This window comes from Thermoflexus sp. (genome assembly GCF_042408365.1).
GTDB lineage: Bacteria > Chloroflexota > Anaerolineae > Thermoflexales > Thermoflexaceae > Thermoflexus.
Map to the genome: position 1 here is coordinate 20,146 of NZ_JBHOQJ010000062.1, position 13,275 is coordinate 33,420.

The window sequence follows — 13,275 nt, forward strand, 5'->3', positions numbered from 1 at the left end:
TCCTTTAGCGGTGGAGCGTCGATCACAACTTAATCGGAGGGGCAGATGCGTATTCCGGAGAAAGGTCGTCCGAAGGAGGAGATCTTCGCCGAGCTGGCAGGCTTCAAGGCTCACGATCTGGACTGGCGATCCGGGCGGGTATGGGCTTATGTCTACAATCCGGGCGACGAGATCCGCGAAGCGATCCACCGAGCCTATACGATGTTTCTGGCCGAGAACGCCCTGGACCCCACCGTTTTCCCCAGCTTGCTGCGGTTGGAGACCGAAGTGGTGCGTATGGTCGCCAGCCTCCTCCATGGCGATGAGAACGTCGTCGGCCACCTGACCACGGGGGGAACGGAGAGCAATATGCTGGCCGTGAAGACGGCGCGGGATTGGGCACGAGCCCATCGCCCCGAGATCACCCAGCCGGAGATGGTGCTTCCCATCACCGCCCACGCCTCTTTTCATAAGGCGGCCCATTATCTTTGTGTTAAGCCCGTCGTCGTGGGGATTAACCCCCATACGTTTCAGGTGGAGCCGGAGGCTGTGCGGGCGGCCATCACGCCCAACACCATCCTCGTGGTCGCCTCTGCTCCCAACTGGTCCCATGGGGTGATCGACCCCATTTCGGAGATCGCCGAGATCGCCCGGGAGAACGGAGTGCTGTTCCATGTGGACGCCTGCGTGGGTGGATTGTACCTTCCTTTCCTGCGCCGGATCGGCTACCCAGTCCCCGATTTCGATTTCGCCGTGCCAGGGGTCACCTCCATCTCCGCCGACTTACACAAATACGGTTATGCGGCCAAAGGCGCTTCCGTTATTCTCTATCGGAGCAAGGAGCTTCGCCGCTACCAGATCTTCGCTTGCGTCGAGACGACCGCTTATGCCTTCGTGAACTCAACGATCCTGAGCAGCAGGTCCGGCGGCCCGATCGCCGGGGCCTGGGCGGCGCTGAACTATTTAGGTGAGGAAGGGTTCCTCCGCATCGTTCAAACGGTCCAGGAGGCGACGGAGCGTCTGATCCACGGCATCGACGCGATCCATGAGCTGCGCGTCCTCGGCAAGCCGGCGATGAGCCTCTTCTCCTTCACATCTGATCGTATCAATGTCTTTCAACTGGCGGACGCGATGGCCCATCGGGGATGGTATATTCAGGCGCAGCCCTCCACGCCGTTCACTCCGCGCAGCCTGCACATTTCGGTGAACTATGGGAACGCCCACCGGGTGGATGCGCTGCTCCGCGATCTCCAGGAGGCCGTGGAGGAGGTGAAGCGAGAGCCTCCCATCGATACAGAGAACGTCCGCGCGATGGTCGACGGGGCGCTCCGAAGCCCGAATCCCCAGGAGGCATTCCAGCAATTGATGAAAATGGTGGGCATTGAGGGGAACCAGTTGCCCAGGGAGCTGGCGCTCATTCACGAGATTTTGGATGTTCTGCCGGACCCAGTGGCGGATACTCTATTGATCGATTACTTTAATGGTTTGTATGTATAGCCGGGGGAAATGAGGTGCTCGCTTGCCCGTCCCTCAACCGAAGAGCTTCCTCAGGAGGATTGCCATGAACTGGGGGGATTTCCTCACCTTCCGTCGGATGATCACCCCTTATCTCATTCAGGCCTTGTTCTGGATCGGCGTTGCCGCCAGCGTGGCGGCCGGGTGCGCGATCCTGTTCGGCGGGATCACCGGGGCAGGGATCGCCGGGCGTCGGGATGGGGTCGGGGCCGTTCTGGCCGCCATCTGCCTGAGCCCACTGGTGGTGATCTTGGGGATCCTCCTTTCGAGAATTTACGCTGAACTGTTGATCGTGACCTTCCGGATCAACGAAACCTTAACCGACATCCGGAACGACATCCGGGGGCTTGCGGAGCGGCAACGGCCAGAGGGAGCTTGATCCCTTCGGGCCATCGGCTCAGGGGCCTCCGATCGGGCTTCCAAAGGGCCCCCGGGAAACTCGCCCTCCCGCTTCGCATCATGAGGAGGAGGAAGGCCGAGGAGCCAGGCGCACTCGGACCTCCTGAGGTTTCCCATCCCGGAGGATCGAAAGCGTCACTTCGTCCCCTGGCTTCCGCTCTTCCTCCAGGTATGTGATGAGATCCTCCATGCTCCGCACCGCGCGGCCATCGATGGCGGTGATAAGGTCGCCGCCCAGGGGGAGGGTCTGCCCTGCATAGGTGACGGGACGGGCGCCGCCCCGCAGGCCGGCCTGGGCGGCCGGGGAGCCCGGCGCGACCTCGAGGATCAGCGCCCCGTGCTCGGCCGGCAACCCCAGCGCTTGGGCGGCCAGGGGCGTGACGGAGAAGCCGGAGATGCCCAGCCACGGGTGCTCGTAGCGGCCTCGGGCGATCAGGGCCGGCACCACCCGCTTGACGGTGTTCACCGGAATCGCAAACCCAACCCCCGAGGAGGTCCCGCTCGAAGAGAAGATCAACGTGTTCACCCCGATCACGCGCCCCTGGCTGTCCAGCAGCGGGCCGCCGGAGTTCCCTGGGTTGATCGGCGCGTCGGTCTGGATCATGTTGGGGATGCTGAAGGGCTGGGCGCCCGGCCGGATCACCCGCCCCACGGCGCTGACGATGCCCAGGGTCATCGTCCCCTCCAGCCCGAAGGGATTACCGATGGCGATGGCCAGCTGCCCCGGCTGCACCGCCCCGGAGTCCCCCAAGACCGCCGGGCGCAACTGTGCTGTGGGAACGTCCACCCGAAGGACCGCGAGGTCGGTGTCGGGATCGGTTCCCACCACCCGGGCGGGCGCCTCCGTGCCGTCGGAAAAGGTGACCACGATGGAGGCGGCCCCTTCCACCACGTGGTGGTTGGTGACGATGTGGCCCTCCCGGTCGTACACAAAGCCGGATCCGGTGCTCTCGCGCGAGAGCACGCCCTGATCGCTGCGGACGCGGATGTGGACCACGGAAGGATTCACTTGCTGATAGATGGCTTCCAATTGTCTCTCTAGCGCTTCCAGAGGGCTGTTGGTTTGCAAGGCGGCCAGCAGGGGCGTCCCCCCGGCCATCGCTGGAGCCGGCGAGCGGGTCTCCGGAACCGACGTCGGCGCCCGCGGCGATATGACAGAAGCCGGAGCGGCCTGACATGCGGTGAGCAAGATCAAGAGCGCTAGGGTGAATCCGCGAATCCAACGTGAAATCCTCATCGATGCCTCCACAGATCTGATTACGCGAAGTCATGCGCGGCAAGGCGGGATCGAAAGGGACCGAGTCGCCTGAACATGGGTTCCAGGGATCATCGGCTCATGGATTCGGAAGGTGGAAGCAACAAGCCAGCTGGCTTCCACCCTCCGAGGCCTTCTGCACCCTTGTGGGGTCCCCTCGTCATGAGAAGATGGGCAGCGAGATCGCTGCCCATCTTCTCGGACCAGATGTCGGAAGGGACTATGCGGAGCGGCCGGGCCAAGCGAATCGAGGGCGCGGGAAGCTTGTGCCGCCCGGCGTCGGTGTGGCCGGTGCCTTCGGCGCCCACCAGCCGCGGCCCCAGAAGCCCCGGAAGCCCCACCAACCCGCTCCCGGACCCCAGTAGCCGCGATCTAGCCCCTGGAGCAGCCAGTCGGCTTGCTCGCGGGTCAGCTGGCCGCTCCGAACCGCCTGTTCAATGGCGTCCTTAAGGGCTTGGATGCAGGCCTGGTTCACCGCGTCCCGGACCTTCTGGAGGTCCACGCCGGCTTTGTCGGCGAGCTCCGCTAGGGTACGGCCGCCCCAGAGCTGGGTGGAAAGCTCCTCAGGGGTCATGTTGAGGGCCTTGGCGGCAGCCTCCAGCCCAGCTTGGCCGCACAGGCCGCGGCCGAACCCCCATCCCCGATGGCCCAGGAACCCCCTGAGGGGCGCCGCTCCGGTAGCGGCCTGGGCCCGCCCCAGGGTGCCCAACCCGAAGGCGCCGGTGAGCAAGGTCAGAAGCAGTAGGGGAACCAACCACCATCGCCAGCGCATCGCAGCCTCCTTCCTCAAGATTGGGCGAAAGGGAAACCGGCAGGATCCCTCGTTCCGCTCCCGCCGATTCCACTTAGGGATCTTAGAGCGGAACGTTTATCCGGCGATTATGTGAAGGTTAAGAATTTGCAATCTGGTGCTTGATCTTGCTTTGTTGCGAACACCAGAGGAGGTTATCCCAACTCGTAGTGATGAGCTTTCGATTCGTGGAGTTTCTGGGAGGGGCGGGCCGCTTACATAGCCCGCCCCTCCCAGAGAAGTGGCTCATCCGGAAGGCGGGCCATCGCCGCCGCCCTTGAGCGGCGATTAGCAGAATGAGGAAAATAGACAACGAGAGGCGATTGGTCAGCATTCCGATCCTTTTCCAGGAGGTATTGCCATGGCTGTTCAGGAGCGTGTGCGGTTCGGGGAGGCGAAACTGTTTATCGGGGGCCAGTGGGTCGATGGCGGGACCCCGATCCCGGTGCGCGATAAATATACCGGGGAGGTGATCGGGACGGTCCCCGAGGCCCGACGGGAGGATGTGGAGGCCGCGGTGGCGGCGGCCCAGGAGGGGGCGAAGGCGATGGAAACCTTGCCGGCCTGGCGGCGGGCGGAGATCCTGCGGCGGGCGGCGGAGCTGATCCGGGAGCAGAAGGAGGAGTTCGCCCGGTTGATCGCTGCGGAGGCCGGAAAGGCCTTGAAGTGGGCGCGCGCGGAGGCGGAGCGGGCGATCTGGACGTTCACGATCGCCGCCGAGGAGGCCCGGCGGATCGGTGGCGAGGTGATCCCCCTGGATGCGGTGCCGGCCGGCGAGGGGTATTTTGGGTTCTACATCCGACGGCCGGTGGGGGTGGTGGCCGCTATCTCGCCGTTCAATTTCCCCTTGAACCTCGTGGCCCATAAAGTGGCGCCTGCCCTGGCGGCGGGGAACGCGGTGGTGCTGAAGCCGGCCAGCGCGACGCCTCTGACGGCGGTGAAGCTCGCCCAAGTTCTGGAAGCGGCGGGCGTGCCGCCGGGCGGGTTCAACCTGATCTTCGGGCCCGGTGGGACGGTAGGAGAGTGGCTGGCAGCCCATCCCGGGGTGGGCAAAGTCAGCTTCACCGGAAGCCGGGCGGTCGGGGACCGATTGACCCGGGTGGTGGGGATCAAGAAGCTAACTCTGGAGTTGGGGAATGCCACCCCGGTGGTGGTGGCGGACGATGTGACGGACCTGGGATGGGTGGCCCGGCGGCTGGCGATCGGGGCGTTTTACAACTCCGGACAGGTGTGCATCTCCGTGCAACGGATCTATGGGACGCGAAGGATCTACGAGCCGCTGGTGGAGGCTTTCGCCGGGGCGGCCCAGGAGATGGTGGTGGGCGATCCCTTGGATGAGCGGGTGGATGTGGGGCCGCTGATCGATGAGCGGGAGGCGCTGCGGGTGGAAGGATGGGTCCAGGAGGCCGTGAGCGGGGGCGCGGAGGTGGTGACCGGCGGCCGGCGGGAGGGGCCGGTGATGTGGCCGACGGTGCTGATCCGAGCACGGCCGGAGATGCGGGTGGTGCGGGAAGAGGTGTTCGGGCCTGTAGCCTCTGTGCTGGAGGCAGGAGATTTTGAGGAGGCGTTGGCGGCGGCCAACGCCACGGAGTACGGCCTGCAGGTCGCCGTGTTCACCCGGGACATCAACCGGGCCCTCCAGGCGATCCGCAAGCTGAACTTCGGAGGGATCATCATCAACGACACCCCGACCTTCCGGGCGGATCACATGCCCTACGGCGGGGTGAAGGGAAGCGGGCTGGGTCGGGAAGGGGTGCGCTATGCCATCGAGGAGATGACCCACGTCCATATGGTGGTGATCCGCCCCGCGCCGTGAAACAGAATCGGGAACCTCGGAGAGCGCTCGCTGCCACGGAGCCGGGAGCGGCGTCAGGAGGTGTCCTGTGAGCAGTTCCCCCTCTGCTCCCCTCCCCGTGGCCCAATGAGCCACGGGGAGGGGAGCAGAGGGGGCGTCATCGGCCGCCCGGTTTCGTGGGAAAACGGCGACGCGTTACCGGACGATCAGGGTGCCTTTCATTCCCGCCTCATAATGGCCGGGGACGAAGCAACCGATCTCCCATTCCCCTTTACGATCCGCCGGAACCGTAAAAGTCAACGTCGCCTTCCCACCAGGCTCCAGCTCCACTTCGAACCCGTGCTCCTCCTCCTGCTCGACCTTCCCCTTTTCCACCGTGTAGGTCACCTTCACCTCAGCGAAGAAGTCGTGCTCAAAGCCTTCCGGCTTTCCCTCGTGTTGCTCAACCCCTTGGCCGACCATGAATTCATGTTCCACCTTGCCCTGGTTGACCAGCTGGAGGGTCACGGTCTGCCCGGCGGGGAGCTCCAGGCGGGCTGGCTTGAAGTAGAAGTCCCCTAGCTCCACGGTGATCGTGGGGCTTGAAGGGGCTGCAGGAGCGGCGCACGCACTAAGCGTCAGGGCTAACCCCATCAGAAGAATCAGGATACGCATCGCAGCGCGCATGGGAGCTTTCCTCCTTATCAATGGATGTTGGGTAATTCCGTTAAGGGCGCGGTGGCTCTCGGCTGAGCTCGAGAAGGAAACGGATCAGGGCTTCGATCTCTTCCTCAGAGAGGCGCCCTCCCCAGGCGGGCATGGCCGTCCCGGGCCGTCCCTGCCGGATGGTCTCACGGAGGGTCGCCTCATCCATCTGACGAACCCGGCCCCTCGCGTTCAGGGCGGGGCCAACGCCTCCCTCCCCCTGCGGCCCGTGGCAGGCCGCACAGTAGGTCTGGAACAGAAATGCGCCATCCGGGGCCGCCTCGACCTCCGGAACGGCCCCCCCGCCCGGGGGTCGCACGATCAACTCCCCGATCATATCTGGATGGCGTGGGCTGCAGATCACCGTGCAAAGCACCCGATAGCGCCCGGGCCGCTCCGGGCGGAGCAGGACCTCCCGAACCTTCCCGGGCTCCACGGTCACGGAGATCCCTAACCCGGGGATGCTCAGACCGTGAACGACGTCCGCGCTGGTGACTCGTAAACGGACCGTTTCCCCCGCTTGGACCTCCAGCGTTTGGGGCTGCCAGCCGCCGGATTCAGGAACGCGGGCAACTAACCAACGGGTGGAACGGTTCCAAAGGCGGTCCGCCCCCCATAGACCAACTGGCAACCCTACGAGGATGATCAGGACCAAACTGCGAGCCATCCATTCCCACCGTTTGATGGCGGACATGATCGCTCCCTCATCCGAGGTAAAGCCTCTGGAAAAGCAGCACAATTAGAGTGATGAAGCCCGCGATCGGCAGGAGCGCTCGACGGGCCGCCTGCCCATCCCCGAAGTTCTGCTGGGCGATCCGGAAGGCCAGCACGATGGAAGCGATCAGACCCAACCACAGGAAGGGGAGTTGAAGGAAAGGAACCAACTCCGGCATATAGGGGGTCCATGGATAAGACGCTGTGCCCAGCAGGTTCCAACCCCGCCCCAGCGGATCGGAGAGCAAGGGAACCGCATAGGAGATGTTGATCAGGACGAACGAGAGCGTGAAGGCGATCCAGCCGGTCAACCCCAACGGGACCAGCGCGTAGGCGAGCTCGGTGAAGAGGCGTCGAAGCGGGACGTCGGCGCGCGCGATCCACCGGGCCGCGGCTACGGCGATGAGGAACAGGCCCGGGAGGCCGATGAGGTTCAGCCCAAGGAAGCCCGCCGCGTAAAGCGCGAAACGGGTTGGATCGCTCAGGTTAGCCCACTCCTTCAGGAATCCCCAAGGGCCGGTGTAGACTGCCGAGTAGATCAGGGCGCAGCTCAGCATAATGAAGGCTTTATACGCCTCATCCAGGCTCCGCCCCTTCCAGCCCGGGGCTCGCGCTAGCAGCAGATCCTGTCCGAAGGGCCGCAGGAAGAGCCCCACATTCTCTTTCGGGCAAACCTTTAGGCATTCCGTGCACAGGCCACAGTCGATGTTCCGCCACAGGTTCCCCGGATAGCTCAGCCAAGGGCATGGGTAACCGTTGGCGTTGCCCCGAAGGCAGTCTTTCTCTTTGTGGGTGACGCAGATCTGAGGATCCTTCACCCGTAGTTCCAGCGGCGCGACCATTGCATAGAGCCCGATAAAGCCGCCCACCGGACACACGTAACGGCAGAAGACCCGTCGCTCGAAGAGGAGGGAGAGGAGGAGGGCAAGCCCGATGAAGACGGTCAATACGATCCCCGTCGCCAGCGGGCGGGTCAGGATGATGGCGCTGAAGAGGGCAACGGCGAGGAAAGTTCCGTTCTGAAGCCAAATGTTTCGGAGGGCCTTGGGCCAGGACAAGCCCAGGGTGAACGGTCGTCCCGGACGCCGGGCGATAATGGCCAGCCGTTGGAGCCACTCCCCGGGAGCCGGGATCGGGCACATCGCGCACCAGATGCGGCCAGCCAATGGGATCAGGAGGGTGATCAGGGCCGCCCACCAGACGATCCAGACGAAGATGATCGCGAAGTTACGGTTTCCGACCGGTGTGCCGAAGAAGGCCGCGACCAGCACCAGAACGAAGACGGCCAGGTTCGGCAGGATCAGCATGAACTGAAAGGCCCGATGCTTCATAATCCGCTGCAGGGGTGCCCAGCGGGTTAGCTCCAGCCGTGGATGGACAAATTCTCGAACCGCGCCTCGAGCAGCCATCTACTTCCTCCTTTCGGGCAACCAGAGGCGGCCCACCGTTGCCAGGGCGAGGAGCACGGTGCCCAGGGTCGCGCTATAGAAGGGGATGTTCGGTTTCACCACCAACTCGCCGATCATAAACGGATGCAGGGGGCCGCAGGTCTCGGAGCAACGGAAGCGGAATTTCCCCGGCTTGGTGGCGATAAACTCGATGGTGACCTCCTGGCCGGGTTGCACAACCTGGTTGATGCCGTAGCCATCCAGATAGAAACCGTGAGCGACATCGACAGCTCGCAGGTGGAGGACCACCCGTTCGCCCCAGTTGACCTCAAGCCGACCTTCCGGAGCGTGACGGATATGCACTTCCCCAGGTTGAAGCGGATCGTAATGGAAGGCCTGGCTCACCAATTCCACCTCCCGAATGACGGGAGCCTTGGCCGAAACGATGCCCGCGGCGATTCCTGCTACAGGGACCAGGAGGCTCAGCAAACCGATCCCACCGGCTAGAAGCCCGGTTCCTCGCATCACAGCCTCCTTAATGGATTCCAGCAGCTCTTCCACCCTCCGTGCACCTGAGAGGGATCCAAAAGCAGGCAGGTTGTGGCTGATCTCACTATCAAATTACTGGGAAACAGGGGGGAGATGGGGTCCCCCGAGGCGGGGGATTTTCGGGGTTATCGAGAGGGTGATTTTTTTCACCCATGGCCCTACGCTGTTTCTACGCATCCCGCAGGTTGGGAGGACATATTTCGACGCAGTCGCACGGGGTAGGGGGGAGGGACGTGGAGCCCGCTTGCTTCGCTGAGTGGGGGTCTGATCACTACCGTCCGGAGTGACGAGTGCTTTATCCGGATTTGATTTTTAGTTTGAGTTTTAGGCCCCTGGGGTTTGGGGGCGGGGCCGTTGGCCTTCATCATCTCATGTTCTCAAAGATGAAGCACTCGCGGGACTCATTTAATCGGGCGAAATCAGCCCGCGGCGCAGGGCATAAGCCACCAGGTCGGACCGGCGATGCAGGCCCAACTTCTCATAAAGGTGCTGCCGGTGGGTCTTCACGGTGTTCAGGCTAAGGCTTAAACGCTCGGCGATTTGCCGATTGGTGAGCCCCTGGGCGATTAAGCGGAGGATGGTTTGTTCTCGTGGGGTCAAGGGGATCTCTTCCAGGAAGGGTCGGAATTGTTGATTCAGATAATCTCGAACAAGGGAGGCAGCCAATTTAGGGGGCAGATAGACTCCGCCTTCATAAACGGCGTGAATCGCGTAAAGCAATTCCTCGCTGTCTGCACCCTTCAGGACATAACCGGCTGCCCCGGCCCGAAGGGCCTCGAAGAAGAAGGCTTCTTCCTCATGCATGGTCAGGATCAGGACCCGAGTTCCCGGCCAGGTCTGCACAATCCGACGGGTGACCTCCAGGCCGCTGAGATCCGGCAAGGTGATGTCCAGCAACACGACGTCCGGCCGGCAGGCTTCCATCAGGGCCAGCGCTTCCTGAGCGCTTCCCGCTTGCCCGACCACCCGGAGGTCTGCCTCATCCTCCAATAAGGCGATCAGACCCTGGCGCACAATCGTGTGATCATCTACGATCAGGAGGCGGATGGGTCGTTCCTTCACCGCCTATCCTCCTGTGGGGTCGGGGTTCTCCGGTCCCGCGAATCCGGCTCCCCACTGCGAAATCCCTACCCGCGGGCTGCCACCCCCCTCTGAGACGTCCCTCTACGAGAGCCGGAGCGCCTCTTAGGAGTGTAAATGTAATGGAATCCGCACGCGGATGGTTGTGCCCTGGCCAGGGCGGCTGTGGATCTCTAACTGACCTCCGATTAAGGTGGCGCGCTCTCGCATTCCGGCCAACCCCAGGCCCCGTCCGGGGCCTTCCGCCGTCACGGCCATCGGGTCAAACCCCCGGCCGTTGTCCTGTATTTCCATAATTAATTCCTTCTCCCCACGCGTCAAGCGGATCCACACATGGGTAGCCTGGCTATGGCGGGCCACATTATGCATGGCCTCCTGAGCAATGCGAAAGAGGATCAGCTCCACCTCGCCCGGCAACCGCTCAGTGATTCCCTCGGTCTCCAGGGTGAGCAGAATCCCCTGGGGGCCCAATAACGTCTCTGCCACTCCCCTCAAGGCAGGGATCAGCCCCAATTGATCCAGAACGCCTGGCCGCAAGGCGCTGATGACCCGCCGTAAATCCTCCATCGCCTGAGTGACCAGCTCGCGGGTCTGCTGGAGTTGTTCCTGAGCCCATGGGTTGGCCTCGCCCAGGATCTTCGCCAGGCGATCCAGGCCGAGCCGAACGGCTGTGAGGACTTGGCCCGCCTCGTCGTGCAGTTCGCGGGCCAGTCGGGCGCGCTCTTCCTCCTGCGCGGTCAACAGGCGGCGCAGCAGCTGACGGGTCAGGGCTTCTTGCTGACGCAGGGCCTCTGTCCGTTCCGCCACCCGGATCTCGAGGGTTTCGCTCCAGCGGGCCAGCTCCTGGATGTTTTCCAGCAGCCGAAGCCGCATCCGTTCCAAGGCCTCCGCCATCGCCCCGATCTCACCCCCCTCCGGAACCTGAAGCGGTGTGCTCAGATCCCCATCGGCGATCCGCTGGGCCGCTTGAGTCAGCCGGTGGACGGGGCGAACCAGCATGCGCGCGCCCACGAGACTGGCCCCCCAAATCCCTCCCAAGGCGAGCAGGCCCACAAGGGCCAATCCCCAGCGCAGACGATTAATCGGGGCGCTGATCGTATCGAGATCCCCTCCAATCGCAATGGCCAGGGGAGCCGAGTGTAAAGGGGCGAAGGCCATCACGTGGAGATGGCCAGGGGATTCGCCGGGGAGGCCGAATTCGACGGGCACGATCGACACCCGCGCTCGGCCCTCGGCGAAAGCCTGGCGATAGAAGCGAGCATGCTCTCCTGGGCTCCCACAGGGGATCTGTAGCGTTGAGGCCATCACATCCCCTTGAGGATCCAGGAGCAGCGCATGGCCGATCCGTCCCAATCGGGCCGAACGTTGCAGGACCTGCTGGATGCGCGTCCCATCCAGGCGGATCAGGCCACCCACAAAGCCCCACCGTTTTCCGTTTAAGCGCTCGAGGGGCATCGCCAGGAAGATCACAGGGGCTTTGCTTGTCGGATGACAGAAAGGCCGGGAGACGCTTGGGCCTTCTGCTTTCAATGGAAGATCGATTCCAAGGTTCTTGAAGAGCGAACTTCCGGTCGGGAATCCTTCCTGGGGGTAGGCCGTCTGCAAGCGGCCGTCCGGGTCCAGAAGCACTAACCCCGTGAATTCAGGCGCTCCCTGCTCGTGGGCCATGGCGAATCGAGCGGCGAGCTGCGCCTCGTTCTCAATCCCTTGGGAGGACAGCTCTTGCGAGAGCTGGCGGAGCTCCTCGACGGCGTGAACGAACAGATCCTCCAGCTCCCCTGCCGCCATCTCGGCCAGCAGCTGGCGTTCCTCCAATAGACGGGCGATGCTTTCCTGGACGGCTCGCTCCCCCAGTGTGGAGAAAACGAGGAACAGGGCCAAGAAACCCAGGCTGAGGCTCAAGGCCAAGCGAGGCCACAGCCCGAGGCGCTGGATGAGCCCTCCCCATCCCATCATGTCGGCGTTTCCCCTGTCACATAATGCAACCCTCGGGATCGCCAATCAGCCCACGAGCCTTTATAGTTCCGAACCCGCGGATAGCCTAACAGGCGCAGGACCCAATAGGTGTGGGCCGAGCGAGCCCCACTTTCACAGTAAACCACAATTTCCTTTTCCGGGATAATCCCCATCTCGCTCAGCCGGTTCTTCAAAAGATCCGCCGGGAGGAGTCGAGGATAAGGGTAAGGTTCCAGACACTCCTCCCAGGGGAGGTGCAGGGCGCCCGGAAGATGGCCCTGAACGTATTCCGAGCGCGTTCGCACGTCCAGGAGGAGAAGGTCTGGGCGGGAGGCATGCTGGAGGATCCAATCCGCTGTAGCCAGCCGGGCGGGCTCCGGCTGCGCTTGATAGCGGGCCGGAGGGAGTGAACGCCCTTCCCGCTCCACCGGCCCGCGCACGGCCAGCCAGGCCTGCCATCCGCCCTCCAGGATCGCGACGGAGGCTTGGCCCAGATATTCCAGGAGCCAGGCGGCCAATCCCGCCGCCGGGCCGAAGTCGCTGTCCACGATCACCACCGCGTCCTCCCGTCGGAGCCCCAGGGCCCCTAGTCGCGCTTCTAACAGGGGAAGAGAGGGCAGGGGCTCGGGGGCCGGCCCGGCCGGCGCCAGCAGCGCCTCCAAGTTCAGATGGATCGCCCCGGGGATGTGCCCGAAAGGATACCCCGAGGCGGCTTCCGGCAACACCGGCCGCACATCCAGAATCCGAAGCGCGCGGTCCTCCAGCCGCCGGAGCAGTTGCTCGGCGGAGATCAGCCGCGGGGAGGAGCTGGCCTCCCCAGTCCCCTCCACAGGCGAAGGGGTGGGGGTTCCCTCACGGTAGATAAGGATACGCCATTCCCCCGGCTTCACCGGCTCGATCCGCCACGCAAAGCCGAGCCGGGCCGCTTGGGTGGGAATGGTCTCCAGGGCCGGGGGATGATCCGTATAAACCTCCAGCATCTCGCCGGGGGGCAGATGCCTTAACGCCTCCACCGTTTTCAGCATCGGATAGGGGCAGATCTCCCCTCGGACATCCAGGATCACGGGACCCTCCTCCGTTAGGGATGTGCTTGGGCGGGGAAAGCCGCGTCCGGCAGCTTCCCCTAAAATTGACACATGGGGGTTAGGGGTGGGCCGGGCGCCTTTGGCGC

General features: G+C 63.8%; 12 protein-coding genes. 3 read left to right on the top strand and 9 right to left on the bottom strand.

Translation table 11 applies throughout. The features are described 5' to 3' along the window. Window positions 1–45: 45 nt before the first annotated feature. Both ACFMO5_RS02790 and ACFMO5_RS02795 read left to right on the top strand, forming a co-directional pair. Window positions 46–1,476 carry a pyridoxal phosphate-dependent decarboxylase family protein gene (locus tag ACFMO5_RS02790; protein ID WP_376791250.1) on the top strand — a complete coding sequence of 477 codons (1,431 nt, stop codon included), beginning with the start codon at window positions 46–48 and terminating at the stop codon, window positions 1,474–1,476. Between the two features lie 64 nt (window positions 1,477–1,540). Beyond that, the gene (locus tag ACFMO5_RS02795; protein ID WP_376791251.1) at window positions 1,541–1,873 is read left to right on the top strand and encodes a DUF4282 domain-containing protein; all 333 of its coding nucleotides are present in this window, start codon (window positions 1,541–1,543) and stop codon (window positions 1,871–1,873) included. Window positions 1,874–1,951: 78 nt separating this feature from the next. Here ACFMO5_RS02795 and ACFMO5_RS02800 read toward each other — a convergent pair whose 3' ends face one another. Beyond that, entirely contained in the window at window positions 1,952–3,130 is a 1,179-nt protein-coding gene (locus ACFMO5_RS02800; protein WP_376791252.1) for a S1C family serine protease, read from the bottom strand. 238 nt (window positions 3,131–3,368) lie between these two features. Next, window positions 3,369–3,920, bottom strand: coding sequence for a hypothetical protein (locus ACFMO5_RS02805; RefSeq protein ID WP_376791253.1), 552 nt, complete (start codon window positions 3,918–3,920; stop codon window positions 3,369–3,371). A gap of 379 nt (window positions 3,921–4,299) precedes the next feature. Between ACFMO5_RS02805 and ACFMO5_RS02810 the strand changes: the two genes are divergently transcribed. After that, entirely contained in the window at window positions 4,300–5,754 is a 1,455-nt protein-coding gene (locus ACFMO5_RS02810) for an aldehyde dehydrogenase family protein (protein WP_376791254.1), read from the top strand. Window positions 5,755–5,928: 174 nt separating this feature from the next. Here the strand turns inward: ACFMO5_RS02810 and ACFMO5_RS02815 are convergent, their stop codons facing one another. The 7 genes from ACFMO5_RS02815 to ACFMO5_RS02845 form a co-directional block, all read right to left on the bottom strand. Next, window positions 5,929–6,399, bottom strand: coding sequence for a cupredoxin domain-containing protein (locus ACFMO5_RS02815; RefSeq protein ID WP_376791255.1), 471 nt, complete (start codon window positions 6,397–6,399; stop codon window positions 5,929–5,931). A 40-nt stretch (window positions 6,400–6,439) separates the two neighbouring features. After that, on the bottom strand, window positions 6,440–7,111 hold the full coding sequence (locus tag ACFMO5_RS02820; protein ID WP_376791256.1) for a c-type cytochrome: 672 nt from the start codon (window positions 7,109–7,111) through the stop codon (window positions 6,440–6,442). Between the two features lie 10 nt (window positions 7,112–7,121). Continuing rightward, complete coding sequence (locus ACFMO5_RS02825) at window positions 7,122–8,540, bottom strand: 4Fe-4S binding protein (protein WP_376791257.1); 1,419 nt, start codon at window positions 8,538–8,540, stop codon at window positions 7,122–7,124. Next, window positions 8,541–9,044, bottom strand: coding sequence for a hypothetical protein (locus ACFMO5_RS02830; RefSeq protein WP_376791258.1), 504 nt, complete (start codon window positions 9,042–9,044; stop codon window positions 8,541–8,543). 429 nt (window positions 9,045–9,473) lie between these two features. Continuing rightward, on the bottom strand, window positions 9,474–10,130 hold the full coding sequence (locus ACFMO5_RS02835; protein WP_376791259.1) for a response regulator: 657 nt from the start codon (window positions 10,128–10,130) through the stop codon (window positions 9,474–9,476). A gap of 123 nt (window positions 10,131–10,253) precedes the next feature. Continuing rightward, on the bottom strand, window positions 10,254–12,104 hold the full coding sequence (locus tag ACFMO5_RS02840) for an ATP-binding protein (protein WP_376791260.1): 1,851 nt from the start codon (window positions 12,102–12,104) through the stop codon (window positions 10,254–10,256). Then, the gene (locus ACFMO5_RS02845; protein ID WP_376791261.1) at window positions 12,101–13,168 is read right to left on the bottom strand and encodes a rhodanese-like domain-containing protein; all 1,068 of its coding nucleotides are present in this window, start codon (window positions 13,166–13,168) and stop codon (window positions 12,101–12,103) included. The genes ACFMO5_RS02840 and ACFMO5_RS02845 overlap by 4 nt, the downstream gene beginning before the upstream one ends. Between the last annotated feature and the right edge of the window lie 107 nt (window positions 13,169–13,275).